Raw genomic sequence first — 20,279 nt, 5'->3', positions numbered from 1 at the left:
TTATCTAAGCATTGCCAACTCCGAAGTATTGTCCTCAATATACTGGTCTATGTGATTCGTCAAGAGACTTGTGTTTTCATCATTATCTATCTCGCACAGCACTTCCGACAGCACCTCTAAGAATCTGAACTTGATGGTATAAACATTCTTCTCACCTCTCGTCTGTGGATATGTCCTCATCTCCGAGTTAATGAGCCGGTCATAAAATGATGCCACTTCTTTCAAATAATGGCTTTTGTCCTTCAGCAACCGCCGGTTTCCAAGTACCCGCTCTCTTACTGATGTCAGCACCTCCGCATTCCTGATAATGGCATCCGATGCCACTTGGCATTCTTCGTGGTTTCCATTGGCATCCATGGCGGCTTTCAGTCTGCCCAGTATCGTCCAGTCGTTTTCGCAGGCAAATTTATACCAGTCACCCATTACATAACTAAATCGGTCATATGTGTATTTCACGTTTATCAAGTTGGCAAACGGAGCCAGGATGTCAAACACATAGTAAGAGTCATTTTCGTTGAAAGGCGTAAGATATGACGGCTGTGCATTGTCCTTCTTCAGTTCGTCTACCTCTATCTCATTATCCGTTGCTGCCAATATGCACAGCATCAGATACTCCGCAAACAGGCATCTCTTCCTATAGTCCTGCTCCGTTTCCTTCATCTTGGTGATATTCTCCATGAATTCCCTTACTCGGGCAGCATCAATACAGTAGCAGTCCAAGGGGAAAGTCTCATAGTCATTTACACCCATATGTGTCTCAAACTCCATGATTTGCTTGGGCTTGTAGGTGAAGTAGGAGCCATTGACAAATCGCTGCAAACTGTTCGTATTCTTAAACCACGAGTCGTTTTTGAATATCTCCGGTCCCTGTTCGTCATCTTCCTCCTTGCTTACAGGGTGCAGTGTACTCATATCTGTCTTGCAAGCAGTCGCTTCATCATAATACTCATACAAGCGGATGCCATAGAAAGCTTTCACGAAGAACGCTATCATTCGGCTCTTGTTGTCCAGCGCATTCCGCTCTATCATGTCCATCATCTCAAATACATCTCCAATGGTGATGTTATAGCTATAGTTCTCAGCCCGCAACAGGTTCGCAAAGGTCTTTTTCTGCTCTGCATCCAAGTATCGCTGCATATACCTTACCACATACTTGTTGATGGAGTAAGCATCGTTATTATCCACCAACTTGTCAGCAAAAGCCTGATCTTCATCGTCCAATTGTTGTGTCCATGTATAGAAGAAGTAGTATTTGAAGAGTCGCTTGCTTTCCTCATTGTCGTCCTGTTCTTCCTGTACCTTGCTGTCTTTTTTGAAATCCTCCATGCTCATCAGCAGACCCAACAACTGTCTGAGGCTTCTCAGATCTGTCGGTACTATCAACGACACGGTGCCCTTCCCGTTGTAAAACAGGTATCTTGTCTTCAGAAATATCAGCTTCACCACACCCTCCTTTACCGACTTGAACTCTTCAAGAGGCTTTTGCTCTGAGTTATTCTCATCACAACGTGCCTGCCAAACCGTCAGAGGCTTATCCACAATGTCCCTCACTTTCGGCATCTCGATGCGGTTGAAGATAGGTATCACTTTGCTGATATACTTCTGGGCTATCTGCTTCAGGTTGATGTCTGTAACAGCTCTCTCTATCTCCCGCTCAAAGCCCACCTTCACCAGTTCTGCCAGTTGCTCTATCCTTACCGATACTACTATCACGCAGTGAGGACTCCGCAGATACTTCTCTATCATCTTAATCATCGTATAGGCACCATACCAGTTATAGTCCATGTCGTCTATGACAATGATTATCTTCCCCTCCTTTTCCAATTTATTGGTCCATCGCAGATACGTCTTAAATAGCCGATTTATATGCGTCTTCAAGTCCATACTGGCCGACAGCTCATGAATGGCCGCTATTCGGTCGTATAGACTTTCACTGTTAGGTTTCATCACTGCTACGCATCTCTCAACAGCGGCAAAGCAGTCCATCAGCTCTTGATAGTAGTTCGCATTACCATTGTCACCCACTTTCTCGTAGAGTTGCCCTAACACCAGCTCCAGAATATTGTGTTCCCCGTCAAAGTGTGAGGGCGAGATGCTTTCCAATATCTCGTATTTGCCCTTATCCACAGAATTGACGAACGACATCATTGCCGAGGTCTTCCCATCGCCACGGTCGCCACAGAATGCTATGATGTTCGAGGACTGCTCTCGATAGTGACTTACTATCGAGTCTAACAACCTGGAGGCTTTTCTATACTGGCGATTGAAGATAGAAGCTTCCAAATTCGATTCTATCACCAATCCATTTTCTTCACCAGCATAAAATTTTATATTGTCAATCATCTTTATTGGTATTAAAGTCTATAAATACCCCTTCCTCTTTCTCCAGCACCAATGCCAGAGTTTCCAGAAGGGTGACCATAGCACCTCAGAGGGATAGTAGGTCACGAAGTGGAGATTGCGCTTCAGCTGGCTGAAGCCACGCTTGAAGCGCTTATCATGGTCTATCTGTTTGATGCGGGAGTCATAATGACCGAAGCTGCCTGCAGCCATAATTTCTGACAGGAGGAACTTACCGTGCCGCTCGTTTGCTGGGCAAAGGGAATACATGATGTTCATACCGAAGCACTCCATTAGAATCCACATGATGCCACCTACGAATGATTGCATCTTCAAGCTGCAAAGAGTCTTGAATGCCTCACTACGCTGTTCCTCAGTAGAACGCTGAAGAATATAGTAATAGTCCACCAACTGCCGCAACCCTATTCCTTCAGAAAAGATATGGCGGTAGATGTGTACCATCGAATACACTAAGTCAAAGTTTATAGTCGTATGGGCAAAACCGAGTTGTTCATCAATATTGGAGAATTGTCTATCTGCCTTCTCCTTGAAGAATCGCTGAAGCCGCTTGTTCGTCCATGGACTATACATCCATGAGGGCAGAAAGTGAACCTCCACTGGCACGTCATCAAAGAAACTGATGTCGGAATGTTTGATGTCAACATGACCAATATGGAGATTGCGAAAATAGGCAAAGCTCAACACCTCGCTTCTTACATCATCCGTCTTACATTTTCCATCTTTCGTCACCCAAATGTCAATATCGCCACATTGTCTGTATTCCGGCTTCTCATAATACAGAGCCGTACCCTGACCTTTCAGCACACAAGAGCGGAAGCCCTGTTTGCTAAATATCTCCGTTAGATCCTTTGCCCTTTTATTCTGGTGCTTGTTAAGAGTTGTTGTCGTTTGATGCACACCGATCCATTCAAACAGGACAGATGGCTTGTTTACACCAGGCTGTTCCAGCACCTTCTCTAATCCCATAAAGAGTACACTGGCCAGCGACTGCTTATTAGCTAAGTCCAAAAGCGCTTGCCACTCCTTGTCAGATGGCATGCGATCAAAGGTCTCCTTGTTTCCGAGACTTATCTGAATCAACTCAAAAAACAAATCCATTCGTCAGATTCGTGCTATTCACGTTCAGTTAAGGTTAACGTTAACGTTACCGCAGTACCCGATACGCAATCTTCTTCACCCACACAGGCGACACCAACATACAGAACATGGCAAAGCCATACACATCCGCTCCGAAACCATAACCCAGGTCCTTGTTAATCATCAAGCGATCCTTAAACTGCTTCTTAGCAAATGCCCATCCATTCCTGCGCTTCTTGAACATCGTATCCGTCATTCGGAAGTTAAGCACCACATCGGGGATGTTGGCGTGCTGCGTACCCGCCATCATTCCATCAAACCACAACATTGTGTCTTGGTTCTGACGATATTCTGGGCGGTATTTTTTGCCGTTCAGTTTATCAAAAAAAGACTTTCTGAACAATACAGCCGGATGTGCATGAGGGTTACGCTTCGAGAAGAAATCACGGCACTCTTTAGGCCCGGCAGGATAAACAATTGTTTTTCCTCTATTCTTCCCCTCTTCATCTATCTCGTTGATGGCACCACCCACCACATCAATCTCAGGGTGCGACTCCAGATACGCCATCTGTTTTTCGAACCTGTCAGTCCGCGAAATATCATCTGCATCCATACGGGCAATATACTCATACCCCTCTTTAAAACAAATGTCCAACAAGTCATTCAGAACACAAGCCAGTCCTCTGTTTTCTTCAAACCAGACAACCGATATTTGCTGCTGTTTCTCTAAATGCTTAAGGTAGTCCTCCAAATTTTCTCCCACGGGCCCATCCACACCAACGTACAGATGATAGTCCCTGTAGCTCTGCATCACGATGCTCTCCACCGCCAATCGCAAATACTCTATCTTGTCTTTCTTATATACCGGTAATATTACCGCAATTGTATTATTCATGTCAAATTCGTGACCATTCGCGGCCATTCGGGTTCAACAAAAGTATATTCGTGTTATTCGTGCAATTCGTGTTCGTTCTCAACATTTACAACGTATAACCCTCTGTGTCCTTCAAATACCGAATCAAAACATACCTTCTTCCCGTCCCTGCTCCACCTTGGATGCAAGTCGCACCGTGTATCATTGTCATATTTGAAAGGAGCAAACACTTTGGCAATTGTTCGTACAGAATCGCCTTTGGTATCATTGTCTAATCCCAACTTTACCTCCTGAATGCGAGAACGACTTGGGTAAGTGTCAAATACCACCAGATGATTGTCTGTGGGACAATAGCTTGGGTGTCCGTCATTGCTCAATTGCGGCCAGATGTGTTGCCACTCCTGAGTCTTGTCATTCATCAAATAATACCCGGGTCCAAACTCCTTCTTTCTTTCAAACGCAATAATTTCCTCATCATTCTTCCAATAGCAGTGGCTCACCATGTCGTCATCTGATAGTACATACATATCTGTCCCATCTACATTGCAAGTCACGAGTCGGGTATATTTCCTTTGACCGCAGAACCATCGATATAGCACCATATAACGCTTACCATTTGGTGACAGCATCAGATGGTTCACCTTGTGCACACTATCAGCCTCCTGCATCTCTGGTCTTGGCTGAAAGTTGGCGAAATTTGTATATTTCAGCAGTTCAGTCACTTCGCTGGTCTCCAAATCCATTTTCCATACTGCTGTTGTATCAGGCTGTGCAACACCCTTTGTCCGTTCGGGCAAGGCAACATAGCCATAGCCCAAACGAAGAGAATGCAGACGAGAAAAGTCTAGGCTCAATGCAATCTTGCCATCGGCAGAAACTGTATAGCAAGGCATAGGCAGCACTCTTTCCTCCATCGTTTCGATATTCAGTATCACAGAGCAATACTTGCCATCACGGAGGTCATTATACAAAATTCGAGACTTGAAGTCAGGCCCAAGCCATTGTGCCATACAACCTTGCTGCACATTCCAGGTATGTGTAGTAGCAATCTTTCTGACTGCATTGCCGTTCTGCGTATCAATCAGCAGAATATCTGCAGTACCCATAGGGTCTGGCTCACTCCAAGTATCCTTCGCCCTCATGCAAAGCATATACCGCATGGTGGCATCCCAAGGACTCTTGTCGTAATAGCCGAAGAAATACTCATGCTCAGGGTCATCAGGCGACACACGCACAATATTTCCTTCCGACTTAATCTTCTTGCTCACCGTATAGCATCCCAACTGGTAAGCTCGCTTAATCACTTTTTTCACAGCCGGATATTTATTCAGCTGGTAGTTTATCTTTTGTTCGATGCTCATAATGTATTAGATTTAAAGTGTTATGCATTTACCTTGCTCTTGAACTTTGAAAGCAACCATTTTGAAAATGGAAAACTGACTGCAAACATCACAGAAAGTACCTTTCTACTAAATGGTATTGGTGCTCCCAATAAAGTAGGAAGGGCTTTACGATGTTCTTTCAACAGTTTTTGAGTAATCTCTTTCTCGTCCATTGCCTCGACTCCCCAAACTGCTATACGAGACAACAAGGAAAAAGGAGTTCGGGCAAGTTTCACCTTTCCTAAATAGGCAATCTTTCCATAATTCTCTTGCTGGCACAACTTATTTAGCTCCTCTACCGCTTCATAAAGCTGCAAGGCTCTCGGTTTAAGTTTTCCAGAAGAAGTGCTGTTGCCTTCTTGCCAATAGAAGTATTTCACTTGGTTAGACACCACCCATTTTTTGCAATCTCTCAACACCTTAAACTTATAATCCATATCCTCATTAATCTTACCCTCACGAAATGAGTAACGCTTTGCTGTAGGTGCCTCAAAGAGGCACCTACACACGGAAAAGCCACCGCTTTTCCGTGTGGAGGATTCCATGTAGTATTCAAGTATGTCCTTGTCTTTATAATAATTAACAACTTCCTCTTTTTCAATGATATTGACTGGATATTGTGACGCAAGCATAACGTCAAACTGAACAACATCTGCACCTTTATGTTTGTATAAAAGATTCATGCAATATTCATATGTATCAGGTGCGATCCAGTCATCACTATCAACGAAGGTGACATATTCGCCGGAGGCGATGGACAGTCCTGTGTTTCTAGCACAGGACTGTCCACCGTTTTCACGGTGGACTGTCCGTATTCGCTCATCGCGCAAAGCCCACTCGTCACACATCTTTGGACAGTTATCAGGACTTCCATCATCTACAAGGATAATCTCCAAGTTTTTGTAAGTCTGATTTACTACTGACTCTACACATCTGTTTAGATACTTCTCAACCCCATATACAGGGATAATAACTGAAATTTTTTCCATACTTCCAATATTGATTTCATTGCTAAGACTGGAAGCATGGTTTGATTCAGTTATCCAATTTTCTCTCTCGCTTTAGCCAATATCCAAATAGGAGTATAAAACTCATGTTGGAGCATCCACCCCACAATGCAAGCCTTCCGGCTCATATTCTCTTTGTCTATTGGATAGTCTCTATCAATTGTTTCACTTAACCGACATCTACATTCTCTAACTTTTTTTAGGTATGTAGTAAACGGATAATTTTTGGTAAGACAATTGGCAGATGCAACCGATGCTGTCAAGAAGAATGCGTTGATGGTATTGGAAAATTTGGGATAAAGCCCCATTTCTGTCACTTTTACTTTCATTGCCTTTGCAACACCTCCCCAAGGATCATCCACTTTGAGGTGCGATTGACTATCGCCTCTTTGCACATAATTGTATAGAGGCTGATCAATGAAAGCTACTGACTTTGCATACCACAACGCTTGGAAACTATATAATGCTTCCTCGCCTATCTTATGATTTGTATATTTTATATTATTATCTTGTAAAACGCTGAGTTTAAGACATTTTCTTACCCCAAAAAATAATACTTCCAGTCATCTGCCTGCGAAGTATCGAGTCGAGCGAAAGTCGTTTATTGCTGGACATATACTATTCTTTGAGCACACGGCCATCCTCATCAACGTTACGAACGTCAATGTACACCACATCCTCATCGTGCTGTGAAAGAAGTTTGTAATAATCCTTCTCAATATAGTAGTCAGAGTCGATGAAGACCACATACTTGCCCTTAGCGCATTCAAGCCCCACATTGCGAGCTATACCAGGACCTGCATTCTCTTGATGTATCACATGGATACGATTGTCTGCACCAGCATACTTCTGACAAATTTCCAGACTCTTGTCCTTCGATCCTTCATCCACGAGAATCATCTGCCAATGGGAGTACGCCTGAGCTTGCACGCTCTCTATACACCTACTGACATATTTTTCAGCGTTATACACTGGGATTATTACTGATATTGAAGGATTCATAAATTAACCATTAAAGAATTGAGATTAGAAATTGATTCCATTTATCAAAGGTAACTACATTAGTATGAGTTGTACCAATTTTATAAGCCTCTATTGCCATGAGTTCAGCTTCTCGTGGGTTTTCAAGCATATACATCATTTTATCTACCAGAGCATTTACATTCCTTGGTGGTACGATTATTCCATTCTTGCCACTTTTAATCAGCGTTCTTGCTCCACCCGGTCTGCAATCGGTCGATATGCAAGGCAATCCCAGGGCCATAGCTTCCATCAATGCATTAGGCATACCTTCATAGTCTGAGGTTAACACAAAAAGCCGTGCTGTGCGAATGCAATCAAAAATATCCTTTCGGCTTGCATGCAGATGCACGCGTTCTGAAAGTCCCTTACTATTAATTATCGATTGGATTTCTTCTTTTAAATCTCCATCACCATAGAACTCAAGTGTCATATCTGGATATATGTCGGCTATCAAGGCAAAAGCATCAACAAGCAGTTGAGGATTCTTCTGAGAGTGCAGTCGCCCAACTGTAACAATTCGGTTATCTCTTGCCGAGGGTATCGGATATTTATCTTGCGGAACTACCACAGAATTGTGGATAACAATTGCCTTCTGCTTCTCTCCAATTTCAAAGAAATCCCTTGCACCTTCAGACTGAAAGACCAATGCATCAACCTTTTTGCAAGTAATATCCCTTACATGACCGAGAACTCCAGAATATTCTTTGTCATAAGGATCTCCCCTCTCAGAATATAAAATCTTGCCACAGATTCTATTTCCGAGAAGCATTGAGAAATAAGCACCCTGCAAATTATAATTAATAGTTATTTCAGGATGAATTTTCTTAAGCCACTTACGTAATGCGAAATACCGCTTAATAATATCAAATTTACCACCATGCTCTACTACTGATAAATCATATATATGAACACCATCTGCAATATCATAGTTAGACTTATTCTCAGCAAGAATCAAAAGGTGCACATCATGCCCCCTTTTCTTCATTTCGTTACCAAGAAGAATAATCTGACGTTCCGCACCTCCTGCTCCATGCAGGTATGCTACTAATGCTAATCTCATAGCTATTATTTACTAGAATATTAATCGATAAGAATGCATATTTTCATCATTGAAGAATGCCATATACATCAACCCCAAGACAACAATGGCAAAAGCATATTTAATAAACGAAGGATTAATATATGACATAATTCTCGGTATCACTAACACCATCGCAAAAGTATAATAAAGGGCCAATCGTCCAACCAGTGGTAATGAAGTACCAGCAAAGGATATTGAGAAGCCCATACACATAGCAATGAACAACAGTTTATCCATTTCAGAGCCGAGAATATGCTTCCATGCTATAGCTACATACGCCAATAAAATACAAAGGTCAATATAACTTTCCGTATAATTTGAGCCCTCGTACTTGTCCGTGTACAAATAAGTATCATACAAACCGCTGAACACGGCATCACCAAAATAATAATATACCGCCGTAAATGAGACCTTCAATCCTACAAAAATAAGCACAAGCGCCAATATTAACTTCCAATTGCTTTTTATCCCATACAAGAAATAAATGGGGAAGAATACAACGGACACATTATGAATACTGACACCTATGACCGTACAAATAATAAAAGGTAAGGGTTTTCTATCTATAATATAAGGAATACTGTTAAACAAAACCAACATCGCCAAGTATTGCCTCAATATATAAATTGACGGGCAAAACATAACAATCAAATATATAGTAAGAGAGATGAAAGGACTTGCGGAAAACCTTTTCAATATCCTATATAATAATATCTGAGATATTAACGCATGTATAAAAAGGAAACCATTTATATCTGTACTTAGACAAGAATACAATTTCATAAGAAGTCTGTATCCAGTCTCTATTCTAACACCAATGTCTTCAGTAATAGCACTACTCCACGATAGTTCGTCAATATCGTTCAGTGCACGTTCATATCCCAGGATGTCAGATACACTTGATGCCAGTACAAAGGTTCGCAAAAACAGCATGATAACCATTATAACCAGGACAAGAACCGCATAATGATTGCTCTCAAATCGACGTGTAAACGGATTCCTTATGGGCTGCGGATTTTTTGTCGCAACCCAATACATAAGATAAAAAAGAATTGTGAGTATTAAAGTATATTGAATATACATTATTTCTACTTAAACAAGCGAGTATATACTTCAGTCCTGTACTTCTTGAACAACGCAATAGACAAAACTGTTGTAGTAAGATAAACTATAATTCTCTGGAACAAAGCTCCGTATAACGAAGGAATAAAATACAGTGCACCAAAAGCTGCTATTGATATTACAGATATTAAAACCGTAAGATTAAAATTCAGTTTTGAAGAGGCAAAAAATGCCAGAATATTAATTTCGTACTTACCAAGTATATATATTATTGCAACGATAAAAACACACTGCACAAGTTCTGCTGCATGATCGTAATTGGAGAGATTACATATAGAAATAATCTGCGAAGAATAAATTGCAAATACGACACCAACAATCACGACAACACCCAATATCGCTGCTCTAATCATATTATATTTCTTTTCTTCCTTGCACAGTCTCTCATAGTTACCCTTAAACCTCACCAAGTTCTGAGAAAGGACATCAAAGAATCCTTCTATGAAATCCTTTGCCATATTCTCCAGGGCTTTATAAAGCGAATATATACCCATAATATGCGCTGGAAACAGTATTGAAACAAGGATGCTGTCCGCATAATTCTTGAAATAATCCAGATCTGTTCTCAGCCATAGAAAACGGGACTCCCAAACCTTCTTAAGCATAGGTTTAAATTGGATAAAATTGGATGAGAACGACTTATGTACGTATAAGTAGAAAAGAATAAATAAGGGAACGGAAGATAAACTGAAGAAATACAAATAAACTGCTGCACCAAATTTTAAATATAATATCAAGCCAAATGTTTTCACTATGCTGTTATTCAGCGTTTTCGCGAATTGAGCAAAGACATATCCTCCTTTTGACCTTACAATCAACGACATACAATCATTAAGCGTACTGGCTAGTGCGCCTATTAAAAACATAAATAATAGGAACAGGTACTGATGATCGTATTTTGTATAATCAATATAGAATATATAAATCAGAAGCAATGGTAGTAAAATGATATATCCAAAAATTCTTGAGAACATCGATTGAGTAGCGTACTCTACAACCTTTTGCGTATCATTATGTTCAGTCCAATATAAAGTCTCCCTCATCATCACTGTTTCAATGCCAAGATGAGAGAATGTATTAACAACACCTAATATAACGGTATATGTGCCCACCAGAGAATAAACCTCTGGGGTCATATCACCAACTATAAAATATAAAGTTACAAAACTGAGCAGAACCCCTATGAATTGTATTAGTACCACCCAGATACTCTTTTTTAACATAATCAACTATTCTTCCAGATATGCATATACATATCTGCAATTCTATTCATATCGTGAATGTCTTCAACATATTTGCGTGACAACCTGCCCCACTCTGGAATCATTGCTCTATTAATGACTATACGCTCCAGTTTTTCATATATATAATCCACATCAGGTTTAATATGAATTATAGGACTTGATTCAACCCCAAAAGCTTGAAGGGTTTCTGGTCTTGCACTTGCCATCACCACTTTCCCTTGCGCCATGGAGATACAGGCATTAATGCCATAACCATAGCACATACACTGGTCGATAACAATATTAGTCCTAGATAGCACTTTCACATACTCATCAAAAGGCATCTTTCCATCTATTATCACTTCAACGTCTTCGGGATAATTCCTTTTTAATCTTTCAAGCGCTTCCTTAATATATTTAGTACCCTTCTTTCTTTCATCATTTAAGCCATGAAAGAATACTATTTTATCACCTGGTATATTCTCACTATATTCAAGCTTTGTAACATTGATAGGAACAGGCACCACAGAAGAAATAGCCTCAGTTTTGTAACCGATTGAATACTCATACAAGATGGGGATTACTTTATCAACGGTAGCCGTTAAATAATTCTCATAACCAACCCTTAATCTTCCAATAAAGCTCTTTGTACTATAAGAAGGCACGACTTCTGGCATGGCATCAAATACATAATAGTCAAATTTACCTTCCAGATAAGCCTTGACAAGAGCATAGTCTATTCCACCAGAGACTAAGAAAATTTTACTATTATTATTCTTTAATTTTTGAACAACTCTTTTTCCTATAATGTAAGGAATAACAGAAGGATTAATGATCTGAACTATATCAAACCCCTTTAGCTTATTAATAGCCTTAAGGTAATTATAATAGTATAGCAACCTCCTGAATAATGACTTGCTCGAACATTCAGGTAAGGGCATATCTGCCCCACCTATTCTTTTGTAGCCGTCACCATTTGAAGCAAGGGTCACCTCCACATCACCGCAAGCGAGTAATCCTTGTTTTAAATAATTGTGTAGAGAACTGAATTCTCCCAATAAAAGTACTTTATACATGATTATTTCCTCGTATCATGAATCATAAATATTACTCCATGAAGCGTAACTCAAGCAATTATTTGCAAAAAATATCATTTAGGGTAGTATACTCTATGTTAGGATATTGCTTAACAACATTCAACACCCTCATTAACGTTTCTTTCATCGTGCCTGAGCCATCCGCCATTTGCGTGTCGAAACCATAAGAATGGGTTGATAGCACAAATACACCATTTTTTTTGTAGCAATAGTTAAACGAGTTTATAATCTCATCATAGTTATTACCTGGTTGTAACCTGCAATGCCCGATTAAGTCAATACCCTTATGGTGAATAATATATGGATACTGATGGCCTAATGCAAATCTATAATAGAGAATCTTTATCGTTCCAGCCAGTCCATAGAACTCCACCATAGTCTTAGGCATACGAGGAGAACGTATTAAGTCAGCACATAGTGACAAGTGGTTGTTTCGTATTGCCCGCAATCCGTTTAAATTTATCATATTCTGAGGAGGTGAAAAAGAGCAGATCTTAACTTTAAACAAATTCTCCAAATATTCTTTTGCCTCTTTTAGCTTACTCGTATAATCATTATTGGTATAGAATTCTGCACCTCTTATGAAGTTATTCGCCACTGGGGGCATATCCATTTCTTCGTTTCTATGATGGATGCCATGCATGGATATAGTTGCCTTCCCATTTTCGATTAAGCCCTTGATATATTTCACAAGTTCTTTATTGTCACCCAGTTTATATGGAACGCCAGTTTTTAACCACTCATTTTCATCATACGGTGTATGACTCTCGAAGATTTCCACCCATTTGAAAAAATCGCCCTTAATGAAAGCAGGAATACAAATTGATACAGGACAAATATCCGTAATCCCATCATACCACTTAGCTAATTGTTCTGCACTATAGTGATAATTTATATCATCGTCTCTTAAGATAAACTTCATACATTTATTATTATTATTAACCAGTGTTTAAGTTTCATGCAAATGGTTTCAGAGGCTCAATAAATAGTTCGCCACATCTATCGACCAATCTCTAGTAGTTCTACTTCTCACAGTATCCAAAACATTTTTTCTCATGTCATGAACTCGGTTCCAGTCGTCAGCGAACCACTTAAGACGAGAAGCTACTGAATCTACATCCTCTGTTTCAATAACAAATCCATTGATTCCTTCCTTAATCAAATCACAAGTTGCGTCTGGAGACACTATCATAGGAAAGCCAAACGACATCATCTCCGGGGTCACGCGCCCTGCTCCCTCTGAGAGAGAGAGCAGGGCGCCTACTGCGTCACGCGCACTATACCACTCTGGCAAATTAGATTGATGCCCAACATATATAACATTATCAAAGGGGCCATACTTTTCAATGAATTCTTTCATATCTTCACAAATAGTCCCTATGACATATAATGGAATATCCTGTATATTCGCCTTCTTCCAAGATAATAGTAAACGGTGAGTTCCCTTGATGAAACTGTGGAAAGATGTTGTTATAAATGCCTTTTCTCTACCTTCTATTGTTTGATATTGTTGAATCGGGAAATCAGTTCCTGTCAATGGTATAAGTTCAAACTTCTCAAGAGGGTAGCCAGCATTAATATATGTTTGGCGAGATACTTCACTAATAGTTACAATCTTGTCTGCATACTTTAATGAAGAAATACACGTATCTCGGTACATAGGATTACCATAAATATACTGATGTTTGATACCAAACTTAGCATACTCAACCTTTATTCTTTCATGTTCCCTTACCGGATCTGAGTTTGCTGCTTCTACGACTAATGTCTTTCCTGTCGCCTTAACCCTTTCTGCCGTTTTTCTGAAAAGAGGATTTATGTAAACAATACTCGAATCGTCAGATGCAACTTTACGTGAATATAGAGCGTCCAAAATACGGACATTTATCCAATATTCGTAGTATAAGGGTAGTCGGAATAACTTTAGAAAATGGGATAATAAACGGTTAAACAACTTCAACCCGATTCCCGGTGTGTTTACTTTACATTTTAAATCACTAGGAATAGTTTGTTTCCGTCCTATACTCGTTCCGTAAAAACAGCACAAATCATCCCCAAGTTTCTCTAACAAGGGGTAATATTTATTGCTAAGAGGGCTCGCGTTTACAAATATAGATATACGTTTGTTACTCATATGTTTAAAAATATATTACTTCGGTGAAAATGTTTTTTTTATCGGTTTGAGAACCAACTCATAACTAATTATTGAGATAACCAGACACAAAACCATAGAGACTAAGATACCACAAGGACCGGATAATAATGATTCGGGAAGCATGTATATAGTTAGTGGGAATGCTAATAGTTGTGACAAATAAAAACCATACGAGATACTACTAAGGTACATAAGGACAGTATGATTCCCATTACCCCTACACTGTAATGTACCTAAAAACATTATGATGCACATCGAGCATGGTATAACAATAGCATTATATGCGACATAACCTACATGCGGCACATTCAACCATGAAGGTACGCTAGTTGATAAGAACCACACCATTAATGATAGAAGAAAAATCCATTTGTTTCGCAAAAGTGAAATCAGTATATTTTTGCCCCCCCCCAACTTGATATTTATCCCATAGTATGGCTAGGAATACTCCAATACTAAATTCGAGTATTCTAAGGAAGGGATTGGGATATACGGACTCCAGATCATACCTATAATACAGTTGAATAATGGGTAATATTGAGAGTAGAATATAAAAAACTGCCATGAGCCAATATATGCTTCTTTCACTCAAAGACCTAAAGCAGTCCTTAACAAACGGAAACACCAAATAGCAAACGAGGATACATGATATAAACCATGTGCCGCCATTATGCGTTAAAGGGAAAGTCCCTGCAATTAATGATTGTAAACCTAAAGCTTCTATTGGGAATAGAACAATATTCTGCAATACGGTTTCTTTCCCAACAAAAACCACAAAAAGCAAAGAAATCAAATAGTAGAGTGGCAAGATAGACAAAAGTCTTTTTACAAAGAATACCTTAAGATTTCTAAGGTCACTAAAGTTTTTATCCCTATAGGTAATATAGAGTGCCCATCCTGAGAGCATAAAGAATGCAGACATAGATGTGGCTCCATTACCGAAGAAACCGTCAACAATGCCGTATTTAAAAAAACAATAATCACGCGAGTGGAAGAAAAAGATTAACAACGCGAGAATAATTCTTAAATAATCTAAGCCTATTGCTCTTTGCTTTGTCATTGCAACTTTTATTGGAAATTATTAATAAGTTTTACTATTGTCTCAACTTCTTCAATTTTAATCGAAGGCCCTATTGGGAGGCTCAACTCCTCATCAGCTATATTTTCCGTAATAGGAAGGCTCAATTGGGGAATATTCCACTCTTCCTTGACATAGCACTCCTGCTTATGAGGTGCTATAGGATAATGGCACACTGTACCAACACCATTTTGATCAAGATAATCATGTAAAGCATCACGTTTGCCATCAGCCACCAGAATCGGGAACAAATGGTAGGCATTCTGTTCATCAGGAAGTAAATCTGGCAGAGTAATCAAAGAATTATTGATATGCTCATAGTAGTAATGAGCCACCTCCTTACGATGTTGATTATCCTCAACTAAATATTTCAGTTTAACATCCAACACAGCTGCCTGTATCTCATCCAAACGGCTGTTACGACCGGTGTATTTGAATACATATTTCTTCTGAGAACCATAGTTTGCTAAAGCACGAATAGCAGCAGTTAGTTCTGGATCATTAGTGGTAACCGCACCACCATCACCAAGAGCTCCAAGGTTCTTACCTGGATAGAAGCTATGGCCTGCGGCATCACCAATGGATCCAGTAATGCGGCCATCAGTATGTTTGCAGCCATGTGCCTGAGCGTTATCTTCGATAAGTTTCAGATTATACTTCTTGCATAATTCTCCTATCTTGTCGGTATATGCATTACGTCCATACAGATGGACAATGGCAATAGCCTTTGTCTTGGGAGTGATCGCAGCCTCAATAAGGTCGTCATCAATCTCCAATGTATTAAGCTTCGGCTCTACAAGAACAGGCTTCAATCCATTCTCAGTGATAGCAAGAATCGTGGCGATATAGGTGTTTGCAGGAACAATCACCTCATCACCAGATTTCATCACACCCATCTCAATATATCCGCGGAATATCCAAATGAGGGCATCCAGACCATTGGCACATCCAATGCAATACTTTGTTCCTATAAACTTGGCATAATCTGCCTCAAACCTCTCGTTCTCCTTTCCTTGGAGATACCAACCTCCATTTACGACACGGGTAATGGCCTCATTGATCTCTGCTCCATGAAGAGCCGTTACATCCTTAAGACTTAAAAATGGTATATTCATATTGCTAGTTTTATTATCGCTATACTTGAAACCTGAAACTTGAAACTATAATTAAAAGTCCACTTTCTTAAAAAACTTCGCAGGATTGCCCATCCAGAGCTCACCGGCAGGCACATCCTTGGTAACTACACTACCAGCCGCTACAAAGGCATTCTCGCCAATGGTAATACCTGGTAGTATCACCGCACCAGCCCCAATAGTTGCACCTTTACATACTCTCGTTTTCAGTAATGTCCAGTCCTTGTTCTTTGAACGAGGGTACATATCATTGGTAAAGGTTACATTAGCCCCTACCATTACATTATCCTCCAACGTAATGCCGTCCCACACCTGCACATTGCATTTGATGGTGACATTATTACCAATCATCACCTCATTCTCAATCAGACAGTGAGAGCATATATTACAGTTTTCCCCTATTTGACAATTCGGGAACACTACACAGAACTGCCACACCTTTGTGCTTTCTGGCACGTTCTTGTTCATACAATCAGCTAACGGATGAATCATATTTCCTCCCTGAATTTTAAGAATTCTTCATAATCCCGAATATAATCCTCTTTTTGGTACACCTCACTGGCTAATACCATACAAACGGCTCCAGAAGAGAAATCCTCCAAATCACGCCACATTCCAGGCTTCACATAAAGACCCTGATAAGGTCTGTTAAGGAAAAAACTCCTCTTACACTTACCATCATCCAGAGTCACCCTAAACGAACCAGATGCAGCAATAATCAACTGTTCCAAATCTTTATGCGCATGAGAACCACGGCTCTCACCTCCCGGAACATCATACAGGTAATAAACCCGCTTCACGTCAAATGGCAAAGTCTCGCCATTCTGCACCACCGTCAGGTTACCCTTGCGGTCACTATGGTGCTTATCCAGCTCCACCATCGAGCAGTCGAATACACTATATTTTGCCATCTTTCTTCAGTTTTAAGAATTCATCGTAATCACGGATGTAGTCCTTTGCAGAATACTTCACAGAGCCAAATTCTATTGCGAATGAGTTAGTAGAGAAATTCTCCATCGTACGCCACAGACCAGCAGGAATATACAACCCGTAGTATGAACGGTTCAGTTCAAACTTCTTCTGCCGCTCACCATCATCCACCACAACATCAAAGGCACCGGAAATGGCAATGATGAACTCGTCATTATTCTTAAATGCATGACCGCCTCTGCTCTCTCCACCTGGTACATCATATATCCAATACGTCCGCTTGATTTCAAACGGGATATGATTGTTCTGCTCCACAAACGAGAGATTACCACGAGGGTCAGTGAACTTCGGCAGTTCTATTATCTTTACGTCCTTTATACTCATAATCTACTATCTATAACGGAAAGTATCTGAATCTACTTCCTCTTTCTTCTCTTCTATTACACGCATTAGATACTGTCCATACTGGTTTTTTAACATGGGCTTTGCCAGTTCTCGCATCTTCTCCTCAGAAATCCAGCCATTGCGGTATGCAATGCCTTCCAAACAAGCAACCTTTAGACCTTGGCGTTTCTCAATAACCTCGACGAAGGTTGATGCCTCTGCCAATGAATCATGGGTACCGGTATCTAACCATGCGAAACCACGGCCAAAGACCTGGACTTTCAGTTCACCATCATTGAGGAATTCCTGATTCACCGTAGTGATTTCTAACTCTCCACGGGCAGAAGGCTTAATGTGCTTGGCTACATCAACTACTTTATTGGGATAAAAGTAAAGGCCTACCACAGCATAGTTGCTCTTTGGCTTTTGTGGTTTCTCCTCAATAGAAAGACAGTTGCCCTCCTTATCGAATTCAGCCACGCCATAGCGCTCAGGATCATTCACCCAATAACCAAAGACAGTCGCTTTATGATTCTTATCAGCATCTTCTACAGCCTTACGAAGCAGGCTTGTAAAGCCAGCACCATAGAAAATGTTATCTCCAAGGACTAAGCAAGCTGAATCATTGCCAATAAACTTCTCACCAATAATAAAAGCTTGAGCAAGGCCATCAGGAGATGGCTGTTCTGCATACTCAAAATGTACACCATAGTCAGAACCGTCGCCAAGCAAACGTTTAAAGCCAGGGAGGTCATAAGGAGTACTAATAATGAGAATATCCCTAATTCCTGCCAACATCAAGGCACTGATAGGATAATATACCATCGGTTTATCATAAATCGGTAGCAATTGCTTACTTACGCCCTTTGTTATCGGGTATAGACGAGTACCGGATCCTCCAGCAAGAACAATACCTTTCATACCTTATTATCTATTGATTATTTTATATCCTTCAGGATTATTTTTTTGCCAATTCCAACTATCACGGCACATCTCATCAATACCATATTTTGCTTCCCATTCAAGTTCAGCTTTAGCTTTGGCGGGATTACAATAGCATGTTGCTATATCACCTGGTCGTCTTGGTTTTATCGTATACGGCACATTTACACCATTTATCTTCATAAAGGCATTTACCATATCCAAAACACTATATCCGTGACCTGTACCCATATTGTAGATACCAAGACCGCACTTGCGCTCTATTGCTTTCAATGCGGCCACATGACCAGCTGCCAAATCACAAACATGGATATAGTCGCGTACGCCTGTCCCATCATGCGTCGGGTAGTCATTACCAAACACGCCAAGTTCTTTGCGCTTGCCCACGGCCACCTGGGTGATGTAGGGCATCAGATTGTTGGGAATACCATTTGGATCCTCGCCTATACGGCCGCTTGGATGTGCGCCAACGGGATTGAAATATCTGAGCAGCACCACATTCCATTCTGGATCCGCTTTCTGAATATCCATCAGAACTTGTTCCAACATTGACTTTGTCCAGCCATAAGGATTGGTACATTGACCCTTAGGACAGTTTTCTGTAATGGGGACCTCAGCAGGGTCGCCATAAACAGTAGCAGAAGAACTAAAAATAATATTCTTGCATCCATGCTCCTTCATCACGTCAACGAGTACAAGTGTACCAGCAATATTGTTCTCATAATACTCCCATGGTTTTTCTACACTTTCGCCTACGGATTTGAGGCCAGCAAAGTGGATACATGCATCACACTGATGCTCTGTCATTACCTTGTCTAATCCCTCACGGTCACGAATATCAACTTCATAGAAAGGAATCTCCTTCACTCCTATAATCTCCGCCACACGACGTAATCCTTCTGGATTACTGTTGCTAAGATTATCAACCACAACGGCTGTATGACCAGCCTTGTACAACTCAATGATTGTGTGAGAACCTATATATCCAGCTCCTCCTGTAACAAGTATATTCATAATTTTGATTTAATTCTACATATAAAAGGCAGGCACCAGAATTTATTGAACCGTTCTTATGAGAGAATCCCGATGGGATTCCTGCCCCGGTAAGATGTCTGATGTTTGAAGGAAAATGTAAGATGTATTATGTTATTCCATCTGCGGACGAAGAAGTTCTACTATCATATCCATATTGCTCATTTCATCACAAGAGATTTTGCTCATCACGAACTCACGCAGGATAAAATTGATTGCCGCATTTTTTATTGCATCTCTATATCCAAAAGCCTGCAGCCATGCCTTTATCTCCTCTATCGTATGAACATTCTTGAGACCTACGGAACAAGCGACTTAAGTCGAGTCCCCTTCAGGATTTCCTCCTTAAACGGCTCCGTCACTTGACTTGTCGTCGAC

At 40.5% G+C, this 20,279-nt stretch carries 20 protein-coding genes; all 20 read right to left on the bottom strand.

Annotated features, from left to right (window positions below; translation table 11 throughout):
* Entirely contained in the window at positions 1 to 2,343 is a 2,343-nt protein-coding gene (locus CIK93_RS06140; protein ID WP_094446895.1) for a hypothetical protein, read from the bottom strand.
* Positions 2,344 to 2,361: 18 nt separating this feature from the next.
* Positions 2,362 to 3,459, bottom strand: coding sequence for a nucleotidyltransferase family protein (locus tag CIK93_RS06135; protein WP_094446894.1), 1,098 nt, complete (start codon positions 3,457 to 3,459; stop codon positions 2,362 to 2,364).
* A gap of 46 nt (positions 3,460 to 3,505) precedes the next feature.
* Positions 3,506 to 4,333, bottom strand: coding sequence for a glycosyltransferase (locus CIK93_RS06130; RefSeq protein ID WP_094446942.1), 828 nt, complete (start codon positions 4,331 to 4,333; stop codon positions 3,506 to 3,508).
* A 53-nt stretch (positions 4,334 to 4,386) separates the two neighbouring features.
* Complete coding sequence (locus CIK93_RS06125; RefSeq protein WP_094446893.1) at positions 4,387 to 5,673, bottom strand: hypothetical protein; 1,287 nt, start codon at positions 5,671 to 5,673, stop codon at positions 4,387 to 4,389.
* A gap of 20 nt (positions 5,674 to 5,693) precedes the next feature.
* Positions 5,694 to 6,683 carry a glycosyltransferase family 2 protein gene (locus tag CIK93_RS06120; protein ID WP_094446892.1) on the bottom strand — a complete coding sequence of 330 codons (990 nt, stop codon included), beginning with the start codon at positions 6,681 to 6,683 and terminating at the stop codon, positions 5,694 to 5,696.
* Positions 6,684 to 6,733: 50 nt separating this feature from the next.
* The gene (locus tag CIK93_RS06115) at positions 6,734 to 7,030 is read right to left on the bottom strand and encodes a hypothetical protein (RefSeq protein ID WP_144007579.1); all 297 of its coding nucleotides are present in this window, start codon (positions 7,028 to 7,030) and stop codon (positions 6,734 to 6,736) included.
* A 289-nt stretch (positions 7,031 to 7,319) separates the two neighbouring features.
* The gene (locus CIK93_RS06110) at positions 7,320 to 7,703 is read right to left on the bottom strand and encodes a glycosyltransferase family 2 protein (protein WP_094446890.1); all 384 of its coding nucleotides are present in this window, start codon (positions 7,701 to 7,703) and stop codon (positions 7,320 to 7,322) included.
* A gap of 10 nt (positions 7,704 to 7,713) precedes the next feature.
* Complete coding sequence (locus CIK93_RS06105; RefSeq protein ID WP_094446889.1) at positions 7,714 to 8,784, bottom strand: glycosyltransferase; 1,071 nt, start codon at positions 8,782 to 8,784, stop codon at positions 7,714 to 7,716.
* Positions 8,785 to 8,796: 12 nt separating this feature from the next.
* Positions 8,797 to 9,888, bottom strand: coding sequence for an EpsG family protein (locus tag CIK93_RS06100; protein ID WP_094446888.1), 1,092 nt, complete (start codon positions 9,886 to 9,888; stop codon positions 8,797 to 8,799).
* Between the two features lie 5 nt (positions 9,889 to 9,893).
* Entirely contained in the window at positions 9,894 to 11,150 is a 1,257-nt protein-coding gene (locus CIK93_RS06095) for a lipopolysaccharide biosynthesis protein (RefSeq protein WP_094446887.1), read from the bottom strand.
* Positions 11,151 to 11,152: 2 nt separating this feature from the next.
* Positions 11,153 to 12,226, bottom strand: a complete 1,074-nt coding sequence (locus tag CIK93_RS06090) for a hypothetical protein (RefSeq protein WP_094446886.1) — start codon at positions 12,224 to 12,226, stop codon at positions 11,153 to 11,155.
* A gap of 58 nt (positions 12,227 to 12,284) precedes the next feature.
* Positions 12,285 to 13,169, bottom strand: a complete 885-nt coding sequence (locus tag CIK93_RS06085) for a DUF2334 domain-containing protein (RefSeq protein WP_094446885.1) — start codon at positions 13,167 to 13,169, stop codon at positions 12,285 to 12,287.
* Between the two features lie 48 nt (positions 13,170 to 13,217).
* Positions 13,218 to 14,381: a glycosyltransferase family 4 protein gene (locus CIK93_RS06080; protein WP_094446884.1), complete on the bottom strand. Its 1,164-nt coding sequence runs from the start codon at positions 14,379 to 14,381 to the stop codon at positions 13,218 to 13,220.
* Positions 14,382 to 14,727: 346 nt separating this feature from the next.
* Positions 14,728 to 15,462 carry an acyltransferase gene (locus CIK93_RS06075; protein ID WP_094446883.1) on the bottom strand — a complete coding sequence of 245 codons (735 nt, stop codon included), beginning with the start codon at positions 15,460 to 15,462 and terminating at the stop codon, positions 14,728 to 14,730.
* Positions 15,463 to 15,470: 8 nt separating this feature from the next.
* The gene (locus CIK93_RS06070) at positions 15,471 to 16,595 is read right to left on the bottom strand and encodes a DegT/DnrJ/EryC1/StrS aminotransferase family protein (protein WP_094446882.1); all 1,125 of its coding nucleotides are present in this window, start codon (positions 16,593 to 16,595) and stop codon (positions 15,471 to 15,473) included.
* Between the two features lie 51 nt (positions 16,596 to 16,646).
* Positions 16,647 to 17,105, bottom strand: a complete 459-nt coding sequence (locus CIK93_RS06065) for an acyltransferase (protein ID WP_094446881.1) — start codon at positions 17,103 to 17,105, stop codon at positions 16,647 to 16,649.
* A complete protein-coding gene (locus CIK93_RS06060) occupies positions 17,102 to 17,524 on the bottom strand; it encodes an FdtA/QdtA family cupin domain-containing protein (protein ID WP_094446880.1) in 423 nt (140 codons plus the stop codon). The genes CIK93_RS06065 and CIK93_RS06060 overlap by 4 nt, the downstream gene beginning before the upstream one ends.
* Positions 17,511 to 17,927 (bottom strand): FdtA/QdtA family cupin domain-containing protein, encoded by a 417-nt coding sequence (locus CIK93_RS06055; RefSeq protein WP_094446879.1) that lies wholly within the window; start codon positions 17,925 to 17,927, stop codon positions 17,511 to 17,513. The genes CIK93_RS06060 and CIK93_RS06055 overlap by 14 nt, the downstream gene beginning before the upstream one ends.
* A gap of 6 nt (positions 17,928 to 17,933) precedes the next feature.
* Positions 17,934 to 18,848, bottom strand: coding sequence for a glucose-1-phosphate thymidylyltransferase RfbA (gene rfbA, locus CIK93_RS06050; protein WP_094446878.1), 915 nt, complete (start codon positions 18,846 to 18,848; stop codon positions 17,934 to 17,936).
* Between the two features lie 6 nt (positions 18,849 to 18,854).
* Positions 18,855 to 19,883, bottom strand: a complete 1,029-nt coding sequence (gene galE, locus CIK93_RS06045; protein ID WP_094446877.1) for a UDP-glucose 4-epimerase GalE — start codon at positions 19,881 to 19,883, stop codon at positions 18,855 to 18,857.
* Positions 19,884 to 20,279: the final 396 nt, after the last annotated feature.

The organism is Prevotella sp. P3-92 (genome assembly GCF_002251205.1).
Lineage (GTDB): Bacteria > Bacteroidota > Bacteroidia > Bacteroidales > Bacteroidaceae > Prevotella.
Note: the sequence above shows the minus strand (reverse complement) of the source record. Positions and strands in the feature narration are given on the sequence as shown.

Bases quoted from the DNA above. Each gene is read 5' to 3' on its own strand.
- CIK93_RS06130 (WP_094446942.1), bottom strand. From the start codon at position 4,333: ATGAATAATACAATTGCGGTAATATTACCGGTATATAAGAAAGACAAG.
- CIK93_RS06115 (WP_144007579.1), bottom strand. From the start codon at position 7,030: ATGAAAGTAAAAGTGACAGAAATGGGGCTTTATCCCAAATTTTCCAAT.
- CIK93_RS06065 (WP_094446881.1), bottom strand. From the start codon at position 17,105: ATGATTCATCCGTTAGCTGATTGTATGAACAAGAACGTGCCAGAAAGC.
- CIK93_RS06100 (WP_094446888.1), bottom strand. From the start codon at position 9,888: ATGTATATTCAATATACTTTAATACTCACAATTCTTTTTTATCTTATG.
- CIK93_RS06055 (WP_094446879.1), bottom strand. From the start codon at position 17,927: ATGAGTATAAAGGACGTAAAGATAATAGAACTGCCGAAGTTCACTGAC.
- CIK93_RS06090 (WP_094446886.1), bottom strand. From the start codon at position 12,226: ATGTATAAAGTACTTTTATTGGGAGAATTCAGTTCTCTACACAATTAT.
- CIK93_RS06095 (WP_094446887.1), bottom strand. From the start codon at position 11,150: ATGTTAAAAAAGAGTATCTGGGTGGTACTAATACAATTCATAGGGGTT.
- CIK93_RS06120 (WP_094446892.1), bottom strand. From the start codon at position 6,683: ATGGAAAAAATTTCAGTTATTATCCCTGTATATGGGGTTGAGAAGTAT.
- CIK93_RS06135 (WP_094446894.1), bottom strand. From the start codon at position 3,459: ATGGATTTGTTTTTTGAGTTGATTCAGATAAGTCTCGGAAACAAGGAG.
- CIK93_RS06125 (WP_094446893.1), bottom strand. From the start codon at position 5,673: ATGAGCATCGAACAAAAGATAAACTACCAGCTGAATAAATATCCGGCT.
- CIK93_RS06080 (WP_094446884.1), bottom strand. From the start codon at position 14,381: ATGAGTAACAAACGTATATCTATATTTGTAAACGCGAGCCCTCTTAGC.
- CIK93_RS06075 (WP_094446883.1), bottom strand. From the start codon at position 15,462: ATGACAAAGCAAAGAGCAATAGGCTTAGATTATTTAAGAATTATTCTC.
- CIK93_RS06070 (WP_094446882.1), bottom strand. From the start codon at position 16,595: ATGAATATACCATTTTTAAGTCTTAAGGATGTAACGGCTCTTCATGGA.
- CIK93_RS06105 (WP_094446889.1), bottom strand. From the start codon at position 8,784: ATGAGATTAGCATTAGTAGCATACCTGCATGGAGCAGGAGGTGCGGAA.
- rfbA (WP_094446878.1), bottom strand. From the start codon at position 18,848: ATGAAAGGTATTGTTCTTGCTGGAGGATCCGGTACTCGTCTATACCCG.
- galE (WP_094446877.1), bottom strand. From the start codon at position 19,883: ATGAATATACTTGTTACAGGAGGAGCTGGATATATAGGTTCTCACACA.
- CIK93_RS06140 (WP_094446895.1), bottom strand. From the start codon at position 2,343: ATGATTGACAATATAAAATTTTATGCTGGTGAAGAAAATGGATTGGTG.
- CIK93_RS06060 (WP_094446880.1), bottom strand. From the start codon at position 17,524: ATGGCAAAATATAGTGTATTCGACTGCTCGATGGTGGAGCTGGATAAG.
- CIK93_RS06085 (WP_094446885.1), bottom strand. From the start codon at position 13,169: ATGAAGTTTATCTTAAGAGACGATGATATAAATTATCACTATAGTGCA.
- CIK93_RS06110 (WP_094446890.1), bottom strand. From the start codon at position 7,703: ATGAATCCTTCAATATCAGTAATAATCCCAGTGTATAACGCTGAAAAA.